This window comes from Catelliglobosispora koreensis DSM 44566, assembly GCF_000379685.1.
Lineage (GTDB): Bacteria > Actinomycetota > Actinomycetes > Mycobacteriales > Micromonosporaceae > Catelliglobosispora > Catelliglobosispora koreensis.
The window spans coordinates 439,901-462,327 of sequence record NZ_KB903261.1 but is presented as its reverse complement, the minus strand read 5'-3'; the positions used below and the strand labels follow the sequence as shown (position 1 = coordinate 462,327).

Here is a 22,427-nt window from a genome sequence, read left to right as displayed (position 1 = left end):
GCGTTATGGAGGCGACGCCAGCTACCGCACTGGTGGCCGTAGACCTGCAGAACGGTTTCCTCGGCCCGGAAACCCGGCACATCCTGCCCGTGGTCAAAGCGCTGGCGAAGTCGTGGATCGCTGCCGGGGCACCGGTCGTCTTCACCCGCTACCACAACTATCCCGGCAGCCCTTATGAACGCTTGCTGCATTGGTACAAGCTGCGCGGAGAACCGGAGACAGCGTTAGCCGCTGAACTCGACGAACTGCTGCCTCATGCCGCTGGCGTCATCGACAAGACGGGCTACACGGTATTCGTGCCCGAACTCGACCGGCTCATCGCTGACAACGGCTGGACCAGCGTCGTGCTGTGTGGCCTGGACACCGAAACGTGCGTGCTCAAAAGCGCCGCGGACGCCTTCGAACGTGGGCTGACACCCTGGCTCGTCGAAGACGCGTGCGCCAGCAACGGAGGCGAACGCTTCCACCAAGACGGCCTGCGCGTGACTGGACGTCTCATTGGCCTCGAGCAGATCGTGAAGTCCGCGGACGTCTTGACCGTTTAGCCTCGTGTGGACTAGCCGAATGGATCACTAGCGTCGGCGTGCATGACCTCTGGCGCCAGCTTCTACGTCCTGCGTGAATCCGCGACGGTCGCCCATCTCGTTGCGGCCTACGGAATGCGGGACGACGAAGCCAGGCGTGTCTTCGGCGAGATGCTGCTAGACGTGGGCTGGGACTTCATTTTCAACAACCCGCCCGCCGAACTGGCCGCCATCGCCTACTTCGACTACCGCGAGTAGAACGTCATCGCGTGTTGCGGCGGCGCTCTTTCGCGGCTGGCGCGGCGATGGCGAGTTTGCTGGCCGTGCCGTTTCGACGCCCATTTCCGTTGTGGCCGTTGCCGTTGCCGCTGCTATTGCGCAGCGCGGCCGCGGTGATGAGGGCGTCTTCGCGTGCCTGACGGCGGATGCGATCGGCCTCTAGCTCCGCTTGAGCGACCAGATCGTGCGCCTGGGCACGGTAAGTCAGCGCCGCCGCTTCGGCTGAGCGCATCAACTCAGTTATCTCAGTGCTGGCCGCCATGGCCGGGCCCTTGGCCGCCGCCAGGCGTTGCAAACTAAGGACTTCCGCCTGCGCGGCGGCGAGCTCCTGTTCCAGGGAGGCCACCCGCCGGTTGTCTCGCGCGAGCACTCCGGCGTGCTCCAGCAGGTCGTCGACATACGCATCAACAGCGGTGCGGTCATAGCCGAACATCACTACAGGGAATTGTTCATCGATCGGCTCGTAGCCGGATTCGCTGTCAAAAGCCATGATGCCGATCGTATTAAGGTGCTGAGCGCGACATTCCGTGTTTAGCGAGATTGCCGGGTGTGAGATCCGCATGAACATTCGAGTCTCGCGCTACCGTGCGTCGTGCGTCATAGTTTGCGATTACCGACAACCCTTGCGCTCATCGCATGATCGAGTAAGAATCAGCAACGTGAGTACTCGTCGTGTAGTTGCCGATGTCAAAGCCGTGCTGGATTCCATCAGTGGCCCGTCCTCCGTGGCCAGCCACGACGCGGTCCTGGCAGCGCTCGCCGATGCCCACGCTCGCCGGATGCGGGCCGAAGAAGAGATCCGGCTGCTGCTGGCCTACGCGCGGCAGTTTGTCTACCCGCACCCTTACACGTTCGGCGAGCTGGCGAACGCCGCGGGAATGTCGGTGTCGGGAGTCCGCACAGCTTTCGGGCCACACGACGTCGAGAAGGTGTCTGCTGCTACCGGGCTGGACCCGGTGCCCTCTGAGGGAGAGGAAAGCTGACGTGAACGCCGCGCACATCGACATTCAGGGAAACGGCGCCGGCAAAGTCGTGGTGTCCGTGTCTGGCGAGATCGACCTGGCGGTGCATGACCTACTGACCGAGAAGATCGACTCTGCAGTCAAAATGACCACCGAGGGCCCGGTCGTCATCGACCTGTCAAAGACCACATTCCTTGACTCGTCTGGCATCCGTGTGCTCATCGAAGGACTAGAGGCGGCCCGTCACCGGGAGCTTTCGTATCACGTGACGGGTGTGACAGGCATCGTGCACCGGGTCATGGAGGTCACGGGCGTCCTGGAAGTGCTCACAGGCGAGTCCTGATCGGCAGCGCCGCAAGGACAGTCGTGCCCTCTTGCCCCGAGGTGATCGTCAGCTGAGCTGACAGCGTGCGTACGACCCACAGCCCACGCCCATGCTCTTCGCCGGGTGCGGGCTGCTCACGGCCGGCCGCGCCCGGGTTCGGCATGCCTGGCCCGCTGTCGGCCACTTGCAGATAGACGTGCCCGCGATCGGCCCACATGCTGAGCTGCCCAACACCGCCACCGTGCCTGACGGTGTTGATGACCAGCTCACTGGCGATCAGGACCAGCTCATCGATCAGCGCCGTGCTGAGCTGGGCCTGGCTGGCGTGTGCGGCCACGGTGGAGCGTATTTGGTACAGGTATCCCTCGGTGAACGGCAGATCCAGCAAAGGCATGTGGGCAATCTCCTGGAGGTCTTCACCGGCCCGGTCTGGCATGCGATGCCCCGTTTCCGCGATCCGCCAAGGGTAAACATTAAATCGGTGTTAGTTGGGCCACTGGCCCGGCGCGCTCGGTGCTTGAGCACGCGAACCGCAGCATGATTGTCGCCGTGCGCTACCTGATCTCTCACCCCGACGCACTGGCCGAGCTTGGCGATCTGGATGTCGCGTTGTACGACGGCACGCAGCCCTTGCCCGAGAAGCTGAACGACGTCGAGTTCTACGCGGTTCCCTACGGAGTCATCGATTCGCGACTTTGCGAGCCCATTGCGCTAATGCCCCGGCTCAAGGTGGTGCAGACCATCACGGCTGGCTACGACCACGTCCTGCCCTTCCTGCGGCCCGGGCTCACGTTGGCTAACGGCCGGGGCGTGCACGATGCGGCCACCGCTGAGCTGGCTGTGACGCTCACGCTGGCCGCACGGCGGCGGCTGCCGGACTTTGTCCGGGCGAGCGACCAGGGCCGCTGGGCCACAGCCTGGTCACCTGGGCTGGCCGACGCCCGTGTGCTGATCGTCGGGTACGGGTCGATCGGTGCCGCGATCGAGCGCCGACTAGCCGGGTTCGAAGTGGAGATCACTCGCGTGGCCCGCAACGCCCGCCCTGGAGTGCGGCCCATCTCCGAGCTAGCGGAAGTGCTGCCACAGGCGGATGTCGTCATCGTCTCCACGCCGCTGACCCCGGAGACCGAAGGCCTGGTGGACAAGGATTTCCTCGCCACGATGGCCGACGGTGCCTTGCTGGTCAACATTTCCCGGGGCCGCGTGGTCGACACCGAAGCGCTGCTCGCCGAGCTCAACACGGGCCGACTGCACGCCGCCCTGGACGTCACCGATCCTGAGCCGCTGCCTTCGGAGCACCCGCTGTGGTCGGCGCCCAACGTCCTGATCAGCCCACACGTCGGGGGCTTGACCGCCGCGTTGGCACCCCGTGCCCGGCGGCTGCTGGTGGACCAGGTCCGCCGCTACGAAGCAGGCGAGCCGCTGGCGAATGTCGTTATTGGACCGTAAAGATAGAAGCCATGAAGCTCACCACCATCACCTGGGTCACCGTCGACGGCGTGATGCAGGGCCTCGGCGGGCAAGACGAGGACCGCAGCGGTGGATTCGAGCGCGGCGGATGGGCCACGCCGTATTTCGATGACGAGGCCGCAGCCTTTGCCTACCAAGTCTTTCAGCGCGCAGACGCGTTCCTGTTCGGGCGGCGGACCTACGAGATCTTCGCTGGGTACTGGGGCGTGATGCCCGACCCGGACAGCAATCCCATCGCCGGGCCGCTGAACCGGCAGCCCAAGTACGTCGCGTCGACCACGCTCACCGAAGCGCGGTGGGCACACACGACTGTCCTGTCCGGAACGGACGCCATCCGTGAGCTGAAAGCCCAGCCGGGAGGCGAACTGCAAGTCCACGGCAGCGGCAACCTCATCCGCTCACTGCTCAACCACGGGCTTGTGGACGAGATGATCCTGTTCACCTGCCCGATAGTCGTCGGCCAGGGCACCCGATTGTTCCCCGGTTCCGGCCCTGACCTGGCGCTTGACCTGGTCGAGTCACGCACCACCGCGATAGGCGTGACGATCCAGGTCTACCGGCCGGGCGGCCGCCCACGGTACGAAACGGCCGCCTCGAACCCGTAGTCACCCCTCGATTTGGGGCACCCGGCCGAACCGGCGAACCTCTTGAGGCCAGCCGCACGCTTCGGCGATCTTGCCGGCCCACATTCTGGCCCTCTCCTCGTCGGGCACGTCGACCACGGTCAGTCCGCCCAGGAACTCCTTAGTTTCGACATACGGCCCGTCGGTGAACAACACCGTGCCGCTCGTGGCGTCGGCGCTGAAGACCGGGCCGTCCTCCTCTAGCCCTCCGGCGAAGAGGTATTCCCCGGCAGCCTTTATCTCGTTGACGACCGCCATGGCGAGTGGTGCGCGCGTGCCGTACCACTCCTCGGGGTGATCGCCCACCCATTGCTGGTTGAAGTAGATGAGGTACTCGGGCATGTTCGCTCCCTTTGCTCGGCCGGACCCGGTGTCCGCCTCCACCTACGCTACGAACGGCGACCGCCGGATCCGACACGAAGAAAGGGCTAGTTCCAAGAAAATCTTGGAACTAGCCCTTTTCCGCAGAGGGTGAGGGATTCGAACCCCCGAGGGGCTTGCACCCCTAGTGGTTTTCAAGACCACGCGTCTTCTTGCTCTTACCTGCTGAAACTCGCTCTATGTTTGGATTTTTCCGCGTATTTTCCGCAAGCCCCCCGTGATCGCGGTTTCATACATACGCCCTGAAGGCTTAGTGATCTAGCCAGTGGCCCTAGAGGTGCTGAGTCAGACGGGCAGACGGCTACGAAACGTGATGGGTTTCGGTCCGGACGAGGGACGCAGATACCCGCAACGCAACCGCACAGGTCATGTGCTACTTGAGATCTTCGTGTCCCGATGAATGAGACGGATTCGGCCACCGGCTGACCTCAAACGATCTCTATTTTGGCGGTGAAATACGGTCTGAGCTGCTCGGTTGCGGGGGTTGCGGCCATTGCAGGAAATCTGAGGGATGCAACTCACGTTGCCGTCAAGTGATTGGCTCGCGTTCACTTTGTTCGCCCTGTTCCCACCTAAGCGCTCTGCCGGGAGGTCTTCCTAAGCAGGAAATGCCACACCACGTAGCCCGCAGCGAGCAGTGGTAGAACGACGTGGCCTGCCGCAAGTGCCTTTTGGAAAATGAACAACTCGATTACCCACACCACCCAGAAAACGACAAAGGCCAGTGTGAGTGCGCCGACTGTCCGAGCGATGTCAGCTTTCACGTTCTCAACTCCGATTACGCTATAAAACCTGACCCTGCTATTTGCTGATAGAGAAACAACGTGGTGGACCGGGCGCCTGCCGGTCCACCACGCATGGAACGTAGTCAATCTATCTAGTTGGCTGCAGGGCTTGCGCTAACAGCAGCAGTACTTGACGGGTTGGTTGACTGGCGTTGGTCCGAGGAAGGTGTGTTGGCCAGAACTACGCCAACGAGGCATATCAGCAGAAGTACGGCTGCGACCACGGCAAGGCCTGTTAGGACCTTTCGAGTGTTGCTCCAAGGTTCACGTTCCGTATTGGACTCCACCTAGTCGCTCCTCATCGAAACTTCTGAGTATATCTTGCAAAACAGCGTATCAATGCCTTATCCGAGGTGCCACTCCAGTTCGACGATCTGACCCTGAGCGCCGTGGCGGAATTTTGCCCAGAAAGTGCGGGTGTGCCCGCAGGTTCCCCACAGAGGTATCCACGCGTCGCAGAGCTGAAGTACGGTCTTGACATCCCAGGCGCTCCAGTTCACGCCGTAGGTTTCGGACATCGTGCAGCTCAGGAATTCGTAACTTGGGTAGCCGCCATCGATGCCGAAGCAGTTCTTCCACACGTCGGTGATCCAGGTGCCGTCACTGCACCACGTGAGTTCGGTCCGCCCGTGGAGCCCGCCGCCACCGGACCAACCCTGATACCACCAGTCGTCCCAGCAGCTAAGGATGCCAACGCCCGCCGGTGCAATCGCGTTCGATGGCTTCTGAGTGGGCACTACTGGCGATTTCGCCGCAGTTGCTTTGACGACAGTCGGAGCAACGACTCGAATCTCGGCATTTGGAGCGTTCTTGTTTAGGCCTCTAGCCACGATCTCGTCTGGCTGTAGTGCACGTGCGAAATGGACTTTGCCGTCCATCGCGGTCCACGTGATGAAATTGGGGTCGCTGGGTCCGAACACGGTCCGGGCAGGCGTCGTAACCGTTGTAACGCCCCGGCTCTCGGCGCCTTTCTCGTCGGCCGGGTCGGCAACAGCCGGAGACGAAGAAACTGCCACCAGACTCACAGCGACGAAGGTCACCGCCGAGATGAACTTGGTACCTGCGGTCATGTCACTCCTTTGCTTGGGGGATAAGGACCGCTAGCCTCTGTCCCGGTGTGGAGCGTAGACAGAGGGGAAACTTGGCACCAAGGTCGCATTCGTGATCCGCAAGGTCCACTGCTGCTAGTTGTCTTGCACAAACTCGCAAAGCTCCACCGGGGCATTCGAGCACTTCTATGCCTAAATGGTCCGCACTGCCTCGATCAACGCCTGAAAGGCATCGTGACTCTCGACAACAGCGGTCGCACCAGCCGAACGCAGTAGATCCGCCTTGCCAGCCTTGTTGGCGAATCCAATGGAAGCGACCCCCCGCCTCATTGGATACCTCAATATCGCTGCGGGAATCTCCTAACAGGACGGCTGCTTGCGCACTTACGCGAAGATCTCTAAGTGCCCGCTGCACTGGGAAACGTGCGGTTTCATCAGATCCGGCCTCCTGTAAGCCCGTCCAATCACGACTTCAACAGAGACTGACGCCGTCACCCTCTCCAAATTTGCCTGAACTGCCTCTGAGCCGTTATTACTAACAATCGCCAGACGCTTGCCTGACTCACGGACAGCGGCCATGAACTCCACCGCGTACAGCCTTGGTCCGGCCAACTGAACCGCTTCCACTTCGACCGCTATCAACGCATCCCCAACTGGGATCACCAGATCTTTATGACCTGAGGCGAATTCCAAGACCGCAAGCGGGTCATTGGTCCGCGCCACATCGCTGGGCAGACTGACACCGTTGCGCCGCAAGACTTCTCTCATGCGGTCAGCCACTTCGATAAGCAAGATCCGGATTGCGAGGGAGGCTGGTGCAAGTTGGCCAGCCCGCACCTTATCCAGAGGTTCGGCCAGCGCGCCTGCCAGAGTCTCTACACCAAAGCCCGCGAATACGACCTGCGGCACTTTGCTATCTCGTTCTGGCTGCTCGCCGGGGTTTCGATCAGCCAGGCCGCTGCTTGGGCTGGCAACAGCGAGAGCGTGATCTGGGCTTTCTACGCCAAGCTCATGAGCGGTCAGGAGAAAGCCGCACTCGACATGATCGACCGTGCGACAACCCTCTACGGAAGGCCAGTTGACTCCGTAACCGCGCCAGATAGCGAAGCCGACCAGGCATAACGCGGCTCAGAAAACTCCGCGCATACTCCGTGAACACCCGCAAACAACAAGATCCAGCCGTACACAGTCGTACACGGGTACGAAAGAGGGGCTAGTCTCAAGATTCCTTGAGGCTAGCCCCTACCTGCGTTTATGCAGGTCCACCAGCAGAGGGTGAGGGATTCGAACCCCCGAGGGGCTTGCACCCCTAGTGGTTTTCAAGACCAGATGATCTACATGCTCTGAGCTGCTGTTTTCTTAGAATCCACCGACGTTTGGCCGCCAATAGGCCGCAGCACATCATCAATTAGCTACTCACCCAACGCACGCTTGTCTAAATATAGTTAGTATATTAAGTTTGCAAAATTTCATCCATGTAGGGCGCGAGTCCGGGGTGACAGATCAACAGCGGCTGAACCATTAGCTAATGGTTCAGCCGCTGTTTGTGTCGAGACACGACTGACGCTACTTGGAGTTTGGCAGGTTCCACGGTTCATACCGATGAGCATCTGAATCAATGTGATCGGCCGATCCCAGCCAATTTCGAAGGTCGGATCATATAGATGTTTGTTGACGGGTCGGCCCAGGCTCGCGAACCAGCGGCGAATCGGAGCTACAGATGCATGAGGACGCGTTCAAAGAACTGCTCCAAGCAAGCATCGAGGCCGACCGTACTGCGGCTGAGCTCGCTGCGCGAGCCGCAGCGGTGCGGGCCGCAATTCAAGCTCAGACAGAGGCCATAGCACTTGAGTTCGAAAGGCGCGACGCCGCGTTAGAGGGTACAGACCCGGAATCTGCTCTCGGCGTCGGTGGTAGCACGCTTTGCAGACAGTTTCTTGAGTTCATGGCAACGAAAGGCTATCCACGAAGCGTGGGCCTCTCTGGTCCGCATAAACCTGAGAAAACAAGACGCTCGCTTTGGAAGCGCCGTCCCCTCACCGCTGGCGCCATGATGAGGGGCTATCCCATCGGTGTTCTGTCCGACTACCGGCCGGATCGCGTCGTCGATCGACTTCCGATCGCCTTCCTGTGCGAAGACGGCAAGCTCAGACGAGCACGGGGCACCGTATTGGAAGGTGGCATGCCGCTCAGATTCGGTGTCGTGGATCGGGAACGAGACGGCAGTTACTACGTCCTCCCACCGCATGTTGGAACCATTACTTACGAGGAGTATTCAATACCGTGCAACTGCCCCGCAGATAGCGCGCCGCACGACTGTAGGCCTTCCAAAGCTACTGGCCACATCCATCGACCAATGGATCTCGCCACGCTTCTCATAACGCTGGCAAAAGGCGTATAGCAACACGTGCTTCTTGAGTAGGGCTTAGTAGCCGCAACCGGGGTAGACCCTCTCTCGGTGCATGCGGAACGATGACAGCGGTGACACGGTGACAGTCATCGTTTGGATCTCAATCGCCGCAGTTGGGGGAAGGTTTGATGTTGTCACCGTCCTGTGATGACAGGCGGTGACAGCGGGCCGCGTTTCGCGACCGAAGGTCGCTCAACGGTGAGCTGCCGAAGGCGGCCAATCATGCTCTTGGGGTGTCCGTGCCGAGCGATGACAGAAGGCCAGGATGACCCCAGCACGGACCGGTGCGACGTTACAGAACCCTTGGCACACAAAGCAATCGAACATGCTGAGTCGTTTGTGAACTGTCGAGGCGACCGGGCGGAAGCTCGTAATCGCCACGATCAGTTTGGTGTCTTCACAAAGTGTGGCAATAGCGCGTATATACAGCGCATCAGGCCAGACCCCGGTATACAGGACTAGAAACGATGATGTCAGCGAGTCCAACGGGGGTACAAGATATGACTCAGCCTGCCCGGGATTTTGGGCCGTTGGTCCAGTTCGGCGTCAATGATGGCATCAAGCGCGCCCTGGAAATGGACCTTCACCCCGTGGACCAGGCAGGTCTAGAGCCCAAAGACATCAAGCTGATTCAGCAGGAGACAATACGTCTCGTTCTTAAGGCGCTGGACCACGCCCCGCAGACACCCGATCCGCATGTGAGGGCTCTGGCTGAGTTCGTGGCTATGGCGTTCGCCTCGGGCAGGACGCGTGAACAGGTGCGTCAAGCGGTCGCGTCGCTCTGCGGCACCTGGGACAAGCCTTGGGACTGAAAAGAATCGACCCGCCTACCGTGGGGGAGCTGAAAGCAAAGCTAACCTCGTTAGATACACAGCTAAAGGCGATGAGTGGCGGTCTAGTCGTCCTCGTTGCGCTCGGATTCAGTGACTTGACCAGCAAATTCGCAGATGCCGGCCTGCGGTGGCCGATTGCAATTTTCGTCAGTGCCGTGCTGGTTGCGGGGTTCTGTCTGACTCATGCATGGGGTGCCGCGCACGTTGCAGGCATCACCGTTAAGCCGCTTCAAGACGTAGCAGGGCTCAAAACTGGCGGTGCCTTGGCTGCGCACCGCCACTATTCGCTTAGCCTTTGGTGGGCTTTCTTCACCAGGCTCTCTGGCGGGTTTGCCGCAGCGGCGTATCTCCTGGCGTGCTGGCTGTGGGCGCTTTGAGAACGATTGCATCTAAGATTGTCGCTGGGTAGCGGTACCGTAATCGCCATGACCGAAGACCGATCAACCGATGACGAGACTCTGGCCTGGTCATTGGCCACCAACTGCCTCCTGTATGAGGAAGACCCTGGCCCGCGACTGCTCAACATCGGTTCGCCCACAGAGCCGAAGATGGTCCCACGGCGCGAGGCGTGGCGGGAGCTGTACAGCAGGCTTCTCCTCGAAAACATCGACGCCGACCAGGCACGTCTGGAGACCGCGCTCAGCGGATGCCGGGAACAACTTGCCCAGTGTCCCGAAGGTCAGATCAAACCTGTTTGGGAGTGCGCCGTCGACCTATGCGAACAGGCTCTCGGCATGATCCGTGGCGCCGAAGTCCAGGACGAGGCCACACGTGAGCGATTCCTTGCTAGCGTTCGGCACGCCAACACCAGCGATGTCCTCCGGCCCTTCCCTGAACTGGTCGAAGACAGCGCACAAGATCTAATTAAGCAGCTGGGCAAGCTCGAAGACAAGTAGCTCGCAGATGTGTTGACACCTGGCCCGGCGGTTATGCGACCGAAGGTCGCTCAGCAATGAGCCGCCGAAGGCGGCCAATCATGCTCTTGGGTGTCCCTGCCGAGGGGTGACAGCGGTGACAGGGTGACAATCACGGCTTTGAGTTCCGTTGCCGCAGCTAGGGGAAGATTTGATGTTGTCACCGCCCGGTGATGACAAGCGGTGACAACAGCGCACACTCCCGCTTTCAGAGGCCTTAGCTTCGTTCAGCAGCGTTCGTTGAAGCTAGAACCGATCACATGAATGTTGATCAGGCTTCGCTTGTGGGGGCCGCGCTAGCGGTGGCAAGCGGGGCGAATGTGAAGTTAGTTGGGTTGCCGTCTGCACGGAGGAGGCCCAGCGTGATCGCACCGAGTCCGAGCTTCATGGACATATCCTGGATTGTCGCCCGCAGGTACGGGAAGACTACGAAGTAGGCCACTTGCTGGACAAAGAGAGTTAGTAGTTCCTGCGGAGGTCCGCCATCGATGTCCCTGAGGTCGCCTGGAACGTCGAACGACGCAACAATGTGCACTGCGATCCGCGCGCGTTCCTCTCCGTCTCCGTCGAGGATCCGGCTGTCAACATCAAATTTACAGTCAAACCCATCAATGCGATAACGTATCTGCGGCCGGATCTTCTGAGTCATACCGACTGCCGTCACGGGATCTTCACTCTTTACCGCGCCGAAGACAGAGGTAAGCCTGACCCCAGTTAGCTCCGCCTGCTCAATGAAGGCAGAAAGATCGTGCTCAAGTGCGCCCTCTGGATTCGAGTCAACGAGAAGTGGCTGGCTTGTTTCCTGACTCATTTGCTTCCAACTTTTCCAGCGTCACGTCGACGCGTGCCAGCAGAAATCTCGGAACCGCGAATCGACGACCCCCAGCCAGCCTGAGCAGAACCCGACAGCACCTTGTCTTTCAAGGCGGCCGTGATGTGCCTCGGTAGGGACTTGTCCACTGCGACACCTGTGGACGCGGCAGTTGTGGTCATGCTGCTTGCGATCTGCACAAGATCCCACTCGTAATCGATGTTCTCCACGACACGCTGAATGGCGCTGTTTATCCGGGCGATCTCGTCGCCCGGCAATGCCTTGTCGTCCTCGACCAGGCCGTAGTGCTCCTCAAGCCAGCCAGCTACCGCACCCCACCGCCAAACCTTCTGGTCTCCGCCAGGTGTTCCGCAGTGAATAGGGAAGCCACCAGGGCCTCGCTTGCCGTCAACCCAGTTCCGGACGGCCTCACGAGTGAACCCAATCCGGTGTGCAATATCAGAGATGTTCACGAGGTCTTGGTCTACCTCGTAAACCACGGCCGTCGGCAGCTTGTGAAGTATCTTGCGTACAGCTTGGAGTGCTTCGCCTACACGGTCGGTTGAATCTGTGTAGACAATGGCGAGCACTCTCCCGCTGACTTCAGTCCAAACGACGTCCGTCAGGCACTGCTCGATGACTTCAAGCGTTTCAGGACTCTTTAGATCGACACCGCTTACATGCAGGGGAATGCGGTACATGGCTTTCACCCACCACCTCAGACAAGAGGGTTCAGCATAGGTCGACTGTTGGCATCTGCCAACAGCCTACCTCAATGAGATATTGGTTTGTTATAGGCCGCCCAAATGGGCACGAATCTCTCGGATCCGATCCTTGATCTGCGAAAGCCGTGCCATGAGAAGACGCCTTGGGCTCCGCTGCGTAAGGAGTTTCACCTTCTGTTTGGCGGCGTCGGCGACGCCTTCGGCCACATCCACGACGGCCGCTAACGGAAGGTCACTTGCTACCTCGGCTTCTGCCAGTTTCTCCCTAGCGTCAGTCTCGAATGCAAAAGCCTCTTCACCTAGGGCCTGCGCTGCCGCCTCGATCTCCATGGCTTGCTCAAGGATCTCGGCACTCTCATCCGCCCGGAAATTGGCCTGCTCAAGCAACTCCTCGACTCTCAACAAAGTCTTGCTCGAACGATCTAACGACTCATCCCTGTTGAGGAGGGACTCAGCGGCATCCGTAAGTCGTTCGGCCTTTTCGACCATCTGCGCCGCCCTGCCGACGGTCCCGCCGTCGGCGGCGTGGGTGCAATTTCGAATCTTGGTTTGAAGTTCCCTAGCGGCCGATTCTCCGGCCTTGCCAGTTTTGAAGATTGGGAACTCACAATGTGGCTCATCACCGTAGGGGTCTTTACAAGCGGCCAGACCGAAGCTGTAGCCGCTGAACTTGATCAATACCCAGCCAGCGGCCTTGGCTTCCGCTAACGCGTCTCGGAACCATGATTTCGGATGATCAGGCCATTCATCGTCTGGACCGAGGTGGCGGGTGTCGTTCGTGGGTGCCAAGATTCACCACGCCCTTCCAGGTGGCGAAAGCTCAACCCCCATCATCCCATGGTGACGGTGCATCGATCTCCCGATCAATTGCTCGAAGGGATACCCAATTAGTCCGTTTAGATGCTAATTGGAATTGAAAGTTCGTTACCGAAGATCATCGCGCGGCCGCCGCACCCCAGCTACGCAGAGCAATACTCACTCATTTGCATCAGTCCAGATCGGACGCCTGCTCCGACCAAGATGGGACCGTACACCTCGTAAATCCTCAAAGCCAGGACTTCATGTGGACAGAGGTGTGGACAACGTGTGGAAAAGGTGTGGATAACGCTGGATAATCTGTGCATAGAATGTGGACAACCACATCCTTAACAATGTGGATAGAGCGCCGACCTGCAATTTTTCGATCGTCATGCTGTGGAAAAAAGATTCTTGACGAACTTTCGATAAGCGCGACGTTGGCCACGCTACGTGATGGGCGCCACAGGGTGTCGCACGCAGGTTCGAAGAATACGAAACCTTAGGTTTCGGGGCAAACTGAGCAGTCTGGAGTTCTGGCTCAATTCGCACAAGCCTGGTCTGAGCCGGATTACCGGCCGCCGAGCTGAGGCGTTCGCTTTGATTAAACGTTCGCTCGCATTTCTGGCGGCGCTTTGCGCCAGTAGGTACTGGATTTGGGCACAGCTTGCAGCTGACGCTAGAGGCTGGCACAGCCTCTCACAAGTTCGAACCTATGTTCGATAGCCTGGATGGCGTGGGTAAGCCGTTAGCGGTGCCGGGTGTGAAGCGGGCGAGTGATCTCGCCTCGCCCGCGGCTGGCCTCGCGACGGATAAGGCGCTGCCGGTGATCCCGGAGTTGCGGCATCTGTTTCCTGGTCAGGGTTTGCGCCGTGGATCCACCGTGGTCATCGAGCGTTCTCTCGGCTCGCTGTATCTGATGTATGCGGCTTTGGGTGAGGCGACGCAGGCAGGTTCGTGGGTGGGATTCGTTGGCATGCCGTGGCTTGGCGTGATGGCGGCCAAAGAACAAGGCATCGTCTTAGACCGTATGGTCATGGTCCCTTACCCGCGCGATCTGTGGCTGGAAGTGGTGACCACGATGATTGACGGGTTCGACCTCGTGGCGTTCGCCCCGGCCGCGCCGGTCAAACCTGGTGAGGCAGCACGAATCTCAGCCCGCCTACGGGCACGGGAAAGCGTGCTGTTGGTGCACTGCTCCGAGCCGGGCATGTGGCCCGGCGCCGATCTGATGTTGCGCACGACCCAGCAGACCTGGTTCGGCCTCAACCACGGGCGCGGCCGTCTGCAAGGGTGCGTGATCCAAGCCCAGTCACAAGGCAAAGGCAGCGCCAGCCAGCCCCGCCAGGTGACCCTGCATGTCCCGCGTGACTGGCGCCCACCACAGGCTGCCGAGGCTCAGCGCCCGGCGCTGCGCGTCGTGAAAGATGTTGCCTAGCAGGGCTTTTCAACCTCGGTCATCCGGTCCAGCACACCGTTTTGGGCGAGCACCGCGGCGACCTCGTGCGGGTTGGCGAAATCCCCGACGTAGTGGCGTCCGTTGGTGATCCGCAGCCGCTGACGTGCACCGTAGCGGGGAACGGAGATCACGATGGTCTCCACCCGCCACTGGCCGCAGCACGTACAGATCATCACCTTGGCGAGTATGCAGATCAGCAGCTAAGCCAGCTAGAGCAACGCATCATCGCAGGTCAAACGCGGTGAGGTTTAGCCGTTCGGCTGTAGCCAGCTCCCCCAAGTGGATCACTACGGTCAGGCCATGGTCTCCGGTACGAGCTTCTACGTGATCCGTGAAGCCGCGACCCTCGCGGTCATGGTGGCCAAGTACAGCCTCACCCAAGACCAGGCACGCGAGATCTTCACTGAGATGCTGCTCGATGTCGGCTGGGACTTCATCTTCAACCACACCGCCCAGGAGATCGCCGCCATCGCCTACCACGACTACCGCGACTAGAAACCACAGGTTCAGAAGACGACCCAGCCGAGCTAGAGGCATGTCTCAATCACGACCAGATCAGCTAATCCGGCGCCAGATAATCCCGGTGGCATCGTCGTGTGTCTTGCCGCGCCACCGTGTCGGGTCTGGGTCGGCGATTTCAGCTGCTCGCACATCTGCGACCAGGGAATGCATACCTTTGGAAGCGGCCAAGGCGAAAATGTCCAACCAGGACCGACCGTAACGCTCGGCGAGCCGACTGAGGCCATCGGTAAAGACCCCAATGGTGACGATGTCGGCTAGGGCGAAAGAGCCCGTCAGAGCTTCGTTTGCCGCGTCAGATTCTGATGCTGCGACCCAAAATCCTCCGGGACGGTTCCGCACCTTCATCACGAATTCAGGGTCATACCGTCGAACGTCGCTAATGACGATAGGTGCGTTGGGCAGGTGCTCAAGTCTGTCGTCCGTAACAGAGCCGGGCGAATCGTCTTTACTAAGCCACGCAACGGTTACGTCGCCCAGGACCAACCAGTCGAGGCTAGTGCTCGTCTGCCGAACGATGCCGACTGTGGCAGCGGGAGTCAACGGGGTTGAAAGATCGCATTCCGGCCCGTGCAGCGTTGCAGTGTGTCCGATCGCTTCCGCTAGCAGCTGCTCCAACGGTGCGCTGTCGGACGCGTTTGACAGGGAGGCCGCAAGCTCAGCGCCCAAGTGATTAACGAACCATCGAACGCCATGTGTGCAGCCGTTTGCCTGCCCTGGCGTCGGAGCGACGCCGTCCATGACGATCAGCCATTCTCCGGAGGCTAAGTAGAAGTCCTCATTCGGCCGACCAGGGGCAGCCTCGGTTACCGCGTATGTCTCGAACATTCGAAAGCCTTCTTACCTAGTCAGGGATTGGGAATTCGTAAGCGAAGCCGACCATGTCCCCCGCCAGCGTTGCCAGCATCACCTCTACTGCGCGGCCCTTTACGTCGTAAGTGGTCCGAACCAAATCAACGACCGGAGTTCCTGCGGGCAATCGCAGAGCCACAGATTCCGGACCCGTTGGCATGCGAACGGCCAGCTCCTCACGGATGCGATCGAGTCTGTGACCCGCTTCCTCCAGCCGGGCGAAGCCGCCGCCAGGGCCAGTGTTTTCCTCCTGAATCCGTGTTCCCCGAACAACATCGAGTTCGTAGTACGAGTCCGCTAGCTGATTCGGCCGATTGTCGATGAAGGTCGTGCGGCGACGGACCCAAACGGGGGTGCCTTCGGGAATTCCAAATTGGTCTGCCACAACTGCGGGAGCGGGAACTTCCGCGAGTTCGCGTAGCTGTTGGCCCGCGCTCCGTCCCTGCGATTCGGCTTCAGCAGTGTGCAGCGCCTTTCCCTGCGCCCAAGTGCTCCGGGAGTAACGGTCGATACCCCGTCGCCTTGTGGACGGTCGTTCCCGCACGTACGACCCCTTGCCTTGCACAGTCACCACGAGACCTTGCTGGCGAAGCAGATCTAAGGCCTTCCTGACTGCGGCCAAGCTTGTGCCGTACTCGTTAGCGATTTGATCGAGAGTCGAAAGCTGCTCACCTGGCGCCAGCCGACCCGTCTCGATCTTCATTCGAATGTCGTCTGCGATCCGCACCTGTAGCGGACGTGCGTCTGTGAAACCCCCTGCGGCACTCATGCACAACACCTTACCTGCCACTTTGAAGGTCTGCATACAGACGTGTTGACATCGACCCAATCGTGGGCTTAGCCTCTGTGCATGCTTGTAGGTCTGCATACAGACCGACAGACATACAGCTAGGCCGGTTCTTTGAAAACTTCACAGCGACATACGAAAACTCCTAGGTCAGGGCAAGCCCATTGGCGGTCCTGAGCGGCAAGTGACAGGGCGATTCCTTCACTGCGAGGTGCGTGATGGTGGGTGTATCCACAAGGCGTGTGTGGCCGCGAACCATTAGGCGGTTGATGCGTAAGTGCACTCCCCACCGGAACGGCCAAGTGCGGTGGCAGGCGGAACTCTGGATCAAGCTGTGAGCCCCCGGTTGGCTACCGGGGTTCCCGCATACGCGGCCAGTTCCACTGGTGGGCCGTGGTAAGGGTTCGAATCCCTGTGCGGGAGCGGTTTTGGCCAGCGTTCTAGCTGGCTGACCTTCTGTTTCTCTTTCGCCAAGGCGCGGCTGGCCTCGCGAACCAATGTGCCGCGCCCTGGCTTCCCTGTCTCCCCATTAAGGAAGAGGTGTTTGCCATGGTCTCATCCGTCGCTTCGGCTGTGCGGATTACGTGCCGCAAGTCGTCCGTGTACCGGACCTGCGAATGTGGCGCGCTGTTCGCCACGTCTGCCACTGAGGATCGCTGCCCAAGCTGTTCTGGCGCGCGTAAGCCGCGCCGTTCTGGCCCTGGTACGCAGCGTCGTGGAAGGAACTGAGACTTCTCATGAAATCCCTGCATGAACTGTCTGGCCCCTCCGACGCGGAGTTGGCCGCTATCGAGCTTGAGTGGCCGCTCATTGAAGCGGAGCTAGACATCGTGGATGCCGAAATCCGGCTTCTGACCGCACCGAACGGGCCGACTGAGCTGGACTGGCGCCGTTTGCGCCGTGCCGAACACCGCAGGCTCAACGCGCTGCGCGACCTGCTCGACCTCACCGCGGCTAACCTCATCCCCGCCGCACCTGTGGCCCCCGTCCTTGCGGCGGTGGCCTGATGAGCCGCTTCCCTCTCGATCGTCACGTGGCTGACAGCCGGTTCTCGTTCGGTGTGACAGCTGAGGTGGCGAAAGTCCTTGCCCGGTTTGGCTATCCGAACATCATGAGCTTCTACGACGGAGCGCCCGCCGACGCCGACCGGCTACAAGCCGCACTGCTCGCCTTCATCTACGGCCCGGCCGACACTGCCGAGCCTGCTCCGATGGAGTTGCCGGAATGGATGGCACAAGCCACCTCTGAGGCTGTCGCCGAGTCTGGGCCTGCTCCGTTGCGTCCGGTCGGTGCGCCGGTCGAGTTCCGGCTGATCAGCAACCCTGCGGCCGCAACGCATGCGGCCGAAATCCTTCACCACGTCTTCAACGTCACGTACGTGTCCGATCCCCACCCGAGCCGTGACGGCAGGGTTCGTATCTACCTGACCGGGCACCGTGCCGCACCCTACAAGGGAGGCATCAAATGAACCCCGAAACCATGTGGGCGTGGCTGGTGACGAACTGGCCCGCCCTGCGCATCCCCGCCGCTGTCGTGCTCGGCCTGGTGCTGCTGCTTCTGTTGCGGCGCAAGACACGCGGCACCAAGCTATCGATGATCGCGGGAAACATTGCCGCACCTTTGGTGCTGCTGTGGGAAGCCCAGGGCGTCTTCGAACTCGCCCTGACTATGAACATGCCACGCCTGATGTCGTTTGTGGTCTCTGGTGTCGGCGCGGCCGTCCTCATCACGATTGCTGCCAGGGCGCATGAGCACTGGAAGACCTACGGCAACCTTGGCCCTAACGGGCGTCTGCTGTGGCGTATCGCCGTCCCGATGGGCGTCGTGGTGGCGCTCTCGGCACACAGCCTCGCTGAGGCCGCCGCACGGATTTTGCTGCCGCTGCTGGCTGCCACGGTGGTCATGTCGCGGTATCTGCCCGACGAGCCTGAGGGAACACCACGCAAGCGGCAAGAGCGTGGTAGCTGGCGCTGGACGCCACGGCGTATCGGCGTGAGCCTTGGCCTGATTGATCCGACCGACGCAGACCTTTCCCAGGTCCACGCAGAGCGGCAGATCCGCCGCCTCACGGCGACAGCGCACAAGCTCCACCACGGCAAAGTATGGCGCCGTATGCGTGAGAACCGGCTGCGCCGCCTGGCATTGCTGGCCACCCCGGAAATGATCGCCGAAGTACACCGGCGTATCTCACTGGTCAACCAGATCGCGGAACTGACCGCACCGGCACCGGTCGTGCTGGCGCCAGCAGTGACGGCACCGAAGCCGAGCGCCGACGCCAAACCCAAGCCGCGCACCGCAACCAGCAAAACGGCAACGACAGCTGACCGTGTCGCCAAAGCGGTCGTGAAGATGCCGTCAGCTACGCCTGCTCAGGTGGCCGCGAAGCTTGCCGTCTCTGAGCGCACGGTGCAGCGGTACTGGCCCAAGGCCAGCGAAACCCTGGCAGAGCTTGCCCCCTCTCCTGCGTAACCCCGTGTACGGGACTGCCAGCGTGCGGGCCGAACCGTGAGCCGCTGTGCCGGTTCGGCTCGCCGCGCTGGCCGCCATCGTGGCGGCACAACGGGAAGGAGCACCCCTGATGAAAACTGCCCTTGCCTGCCCCGACAACCCCAACCACACCAGCACCCTTGCCGAGCGCACCGCCAAGCAGCTTGAAGCCATCAGCGGCTGGATTGACACCGCAGTCACCCAGCGCCGCGACCCAGCAGAGCTGCTAGAGCAGCTGCAAAACGACCTATGCGACATCGCTTGGCGCCTACGTGAAGGCATCTAACAGTGACCGCCATCATGGCGGGCCAAACCTGCTCTCTTGCAACCGTTTGGCCCGCCCGTGCTGGCCGCCACCGTGGCAGGCCATAGCGAAGGAGCATCCTCGTGGCGAACGAAACGACGCTCACCATCGTGGGCAACCTGACCGACGATCCCGAATTGCGTTACACCCCAACCGGTGTGGCTCTGGCTAAGTTCACCGTCGCCTCGACCCCGCGCATGTTCGACCAGGCTTCTAGTCAGTGGAAGGACGGCGACGCACTATTCATGAACTGCTCAGCGTGGCGGCAGCTGGGCGAGAACATCGCTGAATCCCTAAAGCGCGGCTCCCGTGTGGTCGTGACGGGCCGGTTGCGCCTGAACCGGTGGGAAACCCCGGAAGGCGAAAAGCGAAGCGCTATGCAGCTTGATGTGGAAGACATCGGGGCATCACTCAAGTACGCGCAGGCCAAAGTCATGAAGATGGCCCGCAAGTCCGATGTGGACGCCGCAGGCGGCGACCCATGGGCCACGACGAGCGGCAAGACCAGCGCGCCGCAAGATGACGAACCGCCCTTCTGAGCAGCCGCCAGCGAATCGCACGCAGGGCACAGCACGGTTTCCTAGGCCAGCCGCTGTGCCCTGCTTCATCCCTCACCTCAAGAAGCGAAGGAGCACCAAGAGTATGGGCCAGCAGGCGTGCGGGACGTGTCCCGCCCTGCGCAAGCAGGTAAGCGACCTACAGCAAGCCAACAACACGCTAAGACGGCAGGTCAGCATGCTTGAGCAGCACATCGCGGTGCTTCACGAGCGGCTGGCCGCGTGGCGGGCCAGTATCACTGCCGCAGTAACCCTGATCGTCAGGCAGAACGAGAAACCCACCATGCCTTTGAAGACGCTCATTCTCGCGCTGCATGAGCGCATGAGCGACGCGCTGGAAGCCGATGCCGGAAGGAGACGCTAGTGAGCACATTGGACGATGGCCACCTGTACCGGCCCGATTCCCTGACCGGCGAAACCTTCGATTCAGACGCGGAGCGGGTGACCGAAACCGTTTCTCCGCTTGGCCCGTCAGCCGACAACGCTGATGTTCCGGTCACGTTCACCTGGGCAGACCTAGCCACGGCACCAGGTAAGCGTGCTCCGATCCTGCCCGCGTGGCTGACCGACAAGCGCCAGCGCCGCGCCACACTGCGAGCCATCACCGCGAATGTGTGGTACTGGCTGCGGTTCCACGGCGTGCGCAGCCCGAAATACCTGCTCAAGACCGGCTGGTATGCCCTGACTGGTTTCGGCCGGTCAGCGGGCAAAGTGCTCAAGTGGGCCAGCGCGGAGGAGGGCAATTTCGCCCTGCGGCAGCACGCCGCAGACACCAACGACGCCTACACCTGGCAAGCCCTGAACCGCACCAGGGCGAAGGAATCGCGTGCCCGCTGGTGGGCTGTTGCCGCTGTGACGTTGTTGCTCGGTTGCGGTCTGCCTCTCGCGTATTACACGCGGCTGGTTCCCATGTGGGGCTGGTATACGGCCGCAGCACTTGCGGCCGTTGGGCTGGCGCGTGTTGGGCGTCCCGCTGACAAGCCGATCACTGACCGGATCACCGCCGCGAAGCGGTTCACCCGCCTGACGGCGGAGATGGTCCGCAATGCGTTGCTGGCGCTCAATATTCCGGCGATGAAGGACGCGGCCAGTATCGAGTTCGTTCACCCCGGTATTCACCGCGACGGGCCGGGCTGGCTCGCAAGGGTCAACCTCCCGATCGGCTTGGAGGCCGTGAAGGTGCTCGACCGGCGCGGGGCGCTGTCGTCATCGCTGCGGCTGCCCGTGGATCAGGTGTGGCCGTCAGCCGGGCCAGACCACGCCGGGCAGCTTGATCTGTGGGTGGGCTATCAGCCCGCTTCTGCGATGGGGCAACCGAAATGGTCCCTAGCGGCAGCTGACGCCATCACAAGCGTGTTTGCTGAGAACGAATTCGGCACCGACGAACGACAGCGACCCGTCAAGACATCGCTGTTCGCCCGGTCGTTTCTGATCGGCGGGCAGCCCGGTTCGGGTAAGTCGTATGCCGCCAGAAGCCTCGCGTTTGTGGCGGCACTCGACCCATACGCGGAGCTGAAAATCGCCGAGTTTAAGGGCACCGGGGATTTCATCGACTTCGCGCCCTTGTGCTCCACGTATGTGGTCGGTGTTGACGACAAAGCGCTAGAAGAAGGTGCCGCCATCCTGCGGTGGGCACTCGCGGAAGCCGAACGGCGCGGCAAGCGCATCCTTGCCGCCAAACAGCGCGGCGACGCACCCGAAGGCAAGGTGACACCAGAGCTAGCCCGTAAGGCTGGGTCAGGGTTGCATCCTGTCGTCATCATCATTGACGAAGCGCACGAACTGTTTGCAGCGCTTCCGAGTTCAGCTGACGACGCCGAACGTGCCATCAAACGGTGCCGCGCACTTGGCATCATCTTCGTTCTGGCAACGCAGATCCCGGACAAGACCAGCCTTCCACCGAACATCACCCGCTGTGTCACCAACCGCTGGTGCCTATCGGTCGCAGGGCAGGTCGAAAACGACATGATCCTGGGAACCGGTGCGTACAAGCGCGGTATAACGGGCACGGTCTACCGGCCGGTGCTCGATGCAGGCTGGGGTGTGCAAACCGGTGGCGCCGCACCGGTATCGGTGCGCAGCCAGTACCCCGATGCCGCGACAGCTAAGGCCATGCTGGGCAGGGCACTGGCGTTGCGTGGCGGTACACCTGTTGGCGGGCAAGAAGATTTGCCGCAAGCGCGTGATCTCGTGGCGGACCTTGCCGCGGTTGCCGGTTCAAACGGGCAGCACTGGGCACCAGCGGCAGCCGCGCTAGCCGAACGCTGGCCCAACGCCTACCCCGGTCTCACCGCAGAAGCTCTGTCCGAACTGGCCAGAGCAGCAGGCGTGCCGAGCGTGGACCTGAAAATCTCGCGCCGCAACCTCAAGGGATACCGCCTCGACGCGGTGCGCACGATCATCAGCCAGCGCAACGGCCACCACGACCCGGCGAACAACTAGACCGGAATCGCGGGTAGCGCGCGAGGTAGCGCCACAAGCAGAGGTAGCGGCTGCGCTACCCGTCGCGCTACCCCTTAAAACCGCTCCCAGCCAGCACAAACAGATGGTGCTGGCTGGGTAGCGGCTACCCAAAA

At 61.1% G+C, this 22,427-nt stretch carries 30 protein-coding genes and 2 tRNA genes; 19 read left to right on the top strand and 13 right to left on the bottom strand.

Annotated features, from left to right (window positions below; translation table 11 throughout):
* Positions 1–5: 5 nt before the first annotated feature.
* Together A3E1_RS0121530 and A3E1_RS0121525 are read left to right on the top strand one after the other, a co-directional pair.
* The gene (locus tag A3E1_RS0121530; protein WP_020522870.1) at positions 6–545 is read left to right on the top strand and encodes a cysteine hydrolase; all 540 of its coding nucleotides are present in this window, start codon (positions 6–8) and stop codon (positions 543–545) included.
* Positions 546–587: 42 nt separating this feature from the next.
* Positions 588–782: a hypothetical protein gene (locus A3E1_RS0121525; RefSeq protein ID WP_020522869.1), complete on the top strand. Its 195-nt coding sequence runs from the start codon at positions 588–590 to the stop codon at positions 780–782.
* A 4-nt stretch (positions 783–786) separates the two neighbouring features.
* Here the strand turns inward: A3E1_RS0121525 and A3E1_RS0121520 are convergent, their stop codons facing one another.
* Positions 787–1,293, bottom strand: coding sequence for a DivIVA domain-containing protein (locus tag A3E1_RS0121520; RefSeq protein ID WP_026208689.1), 507 nt, complete (start codon positions 1,291–1,293; stop codon positions 787–789).
* 169 nt (positions 1,294–1,462) lie between these two features.
* Here A3E1_RS0121520 and A3E1_RS47290 point away from each other — a divergent pair, with 169 nt between their 5' ends.
* Together A3E1_RS47290 and A3E1_RS47285 are read left to right on the top strand one after the other, a co-directional pair.
* On the top strand, positions 1,463–1,786 hold the full coding sequence (locus A3E1_RS47290) for a hypothetical protein (RefSeq protein ID WP_020522867.1): 324 nt from the start codon (positions 1,463–1,465) through the stop codon (positions 1,784–1,786).
* 1 nt (position 1,787) lies between these two features.
* Positions 1,788–2,108 (top strand): STAS domain-containing protein, encoded by a 321-nt coding sequence (locus A3E1_RS47285; protein WP_020522866.1) that lies wholly within the window; start codon positions 1,788–1,790, stop codon positions 2,106–2,108.
* On the opposite strand, the gene A3E1_RS41375 is transcribed toward A3E1_RS47285, so the two are convergent.
* The gene (locus A3E1_RS41375; RefSeq protein ID WP_020522865.1) at positions 2,092–2,526 is read right to left on the bottom strand and encodes an ATP-binding protein; all 435 of its coding nucleotides are present in this window, start codon (positions 2,524–2,526) and stop codon (positions 2,092–2,094) included. The two genes, A3E1_RS47285 and A3E1_RS41375, sit on opposite strands and share 17 nt — an antisense overlap.
* Before the next feature lie 113 nt (positions 2,527–2,639).
* Between A3E1_RS41375 and A3E1_RS0121500 the strand changes: the two genes are divergently transcribed.
* Positions 2,640–3,539 carry a 2-hydroxyacid dehydrogenase gene (locus A3E1_RS0121500; protein WP_211215965.1) on the top strand — a complete coding sequence of 300 codons (900 nt, stop codon included), beginning with the start codon at positions 2,640–2,642 and terminating at the stop codon, positions 3,537–3,539.
* 11 nt (positions 3,540–3,550) lie between these two features.
* Entirely contained in the window at positions 3,551–4,165 is a 615-nt protein-coding gene (locus A3E1_RS0121495; RefSeq protein ID WP_020522863.1) for a dihydrofolate reductase family protein, read from the top strand.
* Here the strand turns inward: A3E1_RS0121495 and A3E1_RS0121490 are convergent, their stop codons facing one another.
* The 4 genes from A3E1_RS0121490 to A3E1_RS41370 all read right to left on the bottom strand — a co-directional run bounded on the left by A3E1_RS0121490 (position 4,166) and on the right by A3E1_RS41370 (position 7,166).
* Positions 4,166–4,525 (bottom strand): YciI family protein, encoded by a 360-nt coding sequence (locus A3E1_RS0121490; protein WP_026208686.1) that lies wholly within the window; start codon positions 4,523–4,525, stop codon positions 4,166–4,168.
* Positions 4,526–4,648: 123 nt separating this feature from the next.
* Positions 4,649–4,743 (bottom strand) — tRNA-Ser (locus A3E1_RS47280).
* A gap of 950 nt (positions 4,744–5,693) precedes the next feature.
* A complete protein-coding gene (locus tag A3E1_RS0121480) occupies positions 5,694–6,419 on the bottom strand; it encodes a hypothetical protein (protein WP_020522860.1) in 726 nt (241 codons plus the stop codon).
* A 363-nt stretch (positions 6,420–6,782) separates the two neighbouring features.
* Positions 6,783–7,166: an HAD family hydrolase gene (locus A3E1_RS41370; RefSeq protein ID WP_157631655.1), complete on the bottom strand. Its 384-nt coding sequence runs from the start codon at positions 7,164–7,166 to the stop codon at positions 6,783–6,785.
* 54 nt (positions 7,167–7,220) lie between these two features.
* Between A3E1_RS41370 and A3E1_RS41365 the strand changes: the two genes are divergently transcribed.
* A complete protein-coding gene (locus tag A3E1_RS41365) occupies positions 7,221–7,520 on the top strand; it encodes a site-specific integrase (protein WP_026208685.1) in 300 nt (99 codons plus the stop codon).
* A 150-nt stretch (positions 7,521–7,670) separates the two neighbouring features.
* Here A3E1_RS41365 and A3E1_RS47275 read toward each other — a convergent pair.
* Positions 7,671–7,748 (bottom strand) — tRNA-Ser (locus A3E1_RS47275).
* A 370-nt stretch (positions 7,749–8,118) separates the two neighbouring features.
* On the opposite strand from A3E1_RS47275, the gene A3E1_RS47270 reads away from it, so the two are divergent.
* The 3 genes from A3E1_RS47270 (at position 8,119) to A3E1_RS0121450 (ending at position 10,537) form a co-directional block, all read left to right on the top strand.
* Positions 8,119–8,799, top strand: a complete 681-nt coding sequence (locus tag A3E1_RS47270; RefSeq protein WP_157631654.1) for a hypothetical protein — start codon at positions 8,119–8,121, stop codon at positions 8,797–8,799.
* A gap of 509 nt (positions 8,800–9,308) precedes the next feature.
* Complete coding sequence (locus A3E1_RS0121460; RefSeq protein ID WP_026208684.1) at positions 9,309–9,620, top strand: hypothetical protein; 312 nt, start codon at positions 9,309–9,311, stop codon at positions 9,618–9,620.
* Between the two features lie 446 nt (positions 9,621–10,066).
* Positions 10,067–10,537 (top strand): hypothetical protein, encoded by a 471-nt coding sequence (locus A3E1_RS0121450; RefSeq protein WP_020522854.1) that lies wholly within the window; start codon positions 10,067–10,069, stop codon positions 10,535–10,537.
* 289 nt (positions 10,538–10,826) lie between these two features.
* Here the strand turns inward: A3E1_RS0121450 and A3E1_RS0121445 are convergent, their stop codons facing one another.
* The 3 genes from A3E1_RS0121445 to A3E1_RS0121435 form a co-directional block, all read right to left on the bottom strand.
* Positions 10,827–11,366, bottom strand: coding sequence for a hypothetical protein (locus A3E1_RS0121445; protein ID WP_020522853.1), 540 nt, complete (start codon positions 11,364–11,366; stop codon positions 10,827–10,829).
* On the bottom strand, positions 11,363–12,067 hold the full coding sequence (locus A3E1_RS44955) for a hypothetical protein (protein WP_020522852.1): 705 nt from the start codon (positions 12,065–12,067) through the stop codon (positions 11,363–11,365). The genes A3E1_RS0121445 and A3E1_RS44955 overlap by 4 nt, the downstream gene beginning before the upstream one ends.
* Before the next feature lie 90 nt (positions 12,068–12,157).
* Entirely contained in the window at positions 12,158–12,880 is a 723-nt protein-coding gene (locus A3E1_RS0121435) for a hypothetical protein (RefSeq protein ID WP_157631653.1), read from the bottom strand.
* A gap of 742 nt (positions 12,881–13,622) precedes the next feature.
* Here A3E1_RS0121435 and A3E1_RS0121430 point away from each other — a divergent pair.
* On the top strand, positions 13,623–14,324 hold the full coding sequence (locus tag A3E1_RS0121430; RefSeq protein ID WP_245571291.1) for a hypothetical protein: 702 nt from the start codon (positions 13,623–13,625) through the stop codon (positions 14,322–14,324).
* Here the strand turns inward: A3E1_RS0121430 and A3E1_RS47265 are convergent.
* Entirely contained in the window at positions 14,321–14,518 is a 198-nt protein-coding gene (locus A3E1_RS47265) for a hypothetical protein (RefSeq protein WP_245571317.1), read from the bottom strand. The two genes, A3E1_RS0121430 and A3E1_RS47265, sit on opposite strands and share 4 nt — an antisense overlap.
* Positions 14,519–14,645: 127 nt before the next feature.
* Between A3E1_RS47265 and A3E1_RS0121420 the strand changes: the two genes are divergently transcribed.
* A complete protein-coding gene (locus A3E1_RS0121420; protein WP_083929588.1) occupies positions 14,646–14,840 on the top strand; it encodes a hypothetical protein in 195 nt (64 codons plus the stop codon).
* A 60-nt stretch (positions 14,841–14,900) separates the two neighbouring features.
* Here A3E1_RS0121420 and A3E1_RS0121415 read toward each other — a convergent pair whose 3' ends face one another.
* Positions 14,901–15,692: a protein phosphatase 2C domain-containing protein gene (locus tag A3E1_RS0121415; protein ID WP_020522847.1), complete on the bottom strand. Its 792-nt coding sequence runs from the start codon at positions 15,690–15,692 to the stop codon at positions 14,901–14,903.
* 16 nt (positions 15,693–15,708) lie between these two features.
* A complete protein-coding gene (locus A3E1_RS0121410; protein WP_020522846.1) occupies positions 15,709–16,485 on the bottom strand; it encodes a GntR family transcriptional regulator in 777 nt (258 codons plus the stop codon).
* A 755-nt stretch (positions 16,486–17,240) separates the two neighbouring features.
* Between A3E1_RS0121410 and A3E1_RS41355 the strand changes: the two genes are divergently transcribed.
* The 7 genes from A3E1_RS41355 to A3E1_RS41345 all read left to right on the top strand — a co-directional run bounded on the left by A3E1_RS41355 (position 17,241) and on the right by A3E1_RS41345 (position 22,293).
* On the top strand, positions 17,241–17,510 hold the full coding sequence (locus A3E1_RS41355) for a DUF6284 family protein (protein WP_020522845.1): 270 nt from the start codon (positions 17,241–17,243) through the stop codon (positions 17,508–17,510).
* Entirely contained in the window at positions 17,510–17,971 is a 462-nt protein-coding gene (locus A3E1_RS41350) for a hypothetical protein (RefSeq protein ID WP_020522844.1), read from the top strand. Before A3E1_RS41355 ends, A3E1_RS41350 begins: the two co-directional genes overlap by 1 nt.
* Entirely contained in the window at positions 17,968–18,972 is a 1,005-nt protein-coding gene (locus A3E1_RS0121395; protein ID WP_020522843.1) for a hypothetical protein, read from the top strand. Before A3E1_RS41350 ends, A3E1_RS0121395 begins: the two co-directional genes overlap by 4 nt.
* Positions 18,973–19,018: 46 nt before the next feature.
* Positions 19,019–19,276 carry a hypothetical protein gene (locus A3E1_RS0121390; RefSeq protein WP_020522842.1) on the top strand — a complete coding sequence of 86 codons (258 nt, stop codon included), beginning with the start codon at positions 19,019–19,021 and terminating at the stop codon, positions 19,274–19,276.
* 101 nt (positions 19,277–19,377) lie between these two features.
* Positions 19,378–19,833 carry a single-stranded DNA-binding protein gene (locus A3E1_RS0121385; RefSeq protein WP_020522841.1) on the top strand — a complete coding sequence of 152 codons (456 nt, stop codon included), beginning with the start codon at positions 19,378–19,380 and terminating at the stop codon, positions 19,831–19,833.
* 103 nt (positions 19,834–19,936) lie between these two features.
* On the top strand, positions 19,937–20,215 hold the full coding sequence (locus tag A3E1_RS0121380) for a hypothetical protein (RefSeq protein ID WP_020522840.1): 279 nt from the start codon (positions 19,937–19,939) through the stop codon (positions 20,213–20,215).
* Complete coding sequence (locus A3E1_RS41345; RefSeq protein WP_020522839.1) at positions 20,215–22,293, top strand: ATP-binding protein; 2,079 nt, start codon at positions 20,215–20,217, stop codon at positions 22,291–22,293. Before A3E1_RS0121380 ends, A3E1_RS41345 begins: the two co-directional genes overlap by 1 nt.
* Positions 22,294–22,427 lie beyond the last annotated feature (134 nt).

Coding starts and splice junctions, on each gene's coding strand:
- A3E1_RS0121530 (WP_020522870.1), top strand. CDS start 6: ATGGAGGCGACGCCAGCTACCGCACTGGTGGCCGTAGACCTGCAGAAC.
- A3E1_RS0121525 (WP_020522869.1), top strand. CDS start 588: ATGACCTCTGGCGCCAGCTTCTACGTCCTGCGTGAATCCGCGACGGTC.
- A3E1_RS0121520 (WP_026208689.1), bottom strand. CDS start 1,293: ATGGCTTTTGACAGCGAATCCGGCTACGAGCCGATCGATGAACAATTC.
- A3E1_RS41375 (WP_020522865.1), bottom strand. CDS start 2,526: ATGCCAGACCGGGCCGGTGAAGACCTCCAGGAGATTGCCCACATGCCT.
- A3E1_RS0121495 (WP_020522863.1), top strand. CDS start 3,551: ATGAAGCTCACCACCATCACCTGGGTCACCGTCGACGGCGTGATGCAG.
- A3E1_RS0121490 (WP_026208686.1), bottom strand. CDS start 4,525: ATGCCCGAGTACCTCATCTACTTCAACCAGCAATGGGTGGGCGATCAC.
- A3E1_RS0121480 (WP_020522860.1), bottom strand. CDS start 6,419: ATGACCGCAGGTACCAAGTTCATCTCGGCGGTGACCTTCGTCGCTGTG.
- A3E1_RS41370 (WP_157631655.1), bottom strand. CDS start 7,166: ATGAGAGAAGTCTTGCGGCGCAACGGTGTCAGTCTGCCCAGCGATGTG.
- A3E1_RS47270 (WP_157631654.1), top strand. CDS start 8,119: ATGCATGAGGACGCGTTCAAAGAACTGCTCCAAGCAAGCATCGAGGCC.
- A3E1_RS0121460 (WP_026208684.1), top strand. CDS start 9,309: ATGACTCAGCCTGCCCGGGATTTTGGGCCGTTGGTCCAGTTCGGCGTC.
- A3E1_RS0121450 (WP_020522854.1), top strand. CDS start 10,067: ATGACCGAAGACCGATCAACCGATGACGAGACTCTGGCCTGGTCATTG.
- A3E1_RS0121445 (WP_020522853.1), bottom strand. CDS start 11,366: ATGAGTCAGGAAACAAGCCAGCCACTTCTCGTTGACTCGAATCCAGAG.
- A3E1_RS44955 (WP_020522852.1), bottom strand. CDS start 12,067: ATGTACCGCATTCCCCTGCATGTAAGCGGTGTCGATCTAAAGAGTCCT.
- A3E1_RS47265 (WP_245571317.1), bottom strand. CDS start 14,518: ATGATCTGTACGTGCTGCGGCCAGTGGCGGGTGGAGACCATCGTGATC.
- A3E1_RS0121420 (WP_083929588.1), top strand. CDS start 14,646: ATGGTCTCCGGTACGAGCTTCTACGTGATCCGTGAAGCCGCGACCCTC.
- A3E1_RS0121415 (WP_020522847.1), bottom strand. CDS start 15,692: ATGTTCGAGACATACGCGGTAACCGAGGCTGCCCCTGGTCGGCCGAAT.
- A3E1_RS0121410 (WP_020522846.1), bottom strand. CDS start 16,485: ATGAGTGCCGCAGGGGGTTTCACAGACGCACGTCCGCTACAGGTGCGG.
- A3E1_RS41355 (WP_020522845.1), top strand. CDS start 17,241: ATGAAATCCCTGCATGAACTGTCTGGCCCCTCCGACGCGGAGTTGGCC.
- A3E1_RS41350 (WP_020522844.1), top strand. CDS start 17,510: ATGAGCCGCTTCCCTCTCGATCGTCACGTGGCTGACAGCCGGTTCTCG.
- A3E1_RS0121395 (WP_020522843.1), top strand. CDS start 17,968: ATGAACCCCGAAACCATGTGGGCGTGGCTGGTGACGAACTGGCCCGCC.
- A3E1_RS0121380 (WP_020522840.1), top strand. CDS start 19,937: ATGGGCCAGCAGGCGTGCGGGACGTGTCCCGCCCTGCGCAAGCAGGTA.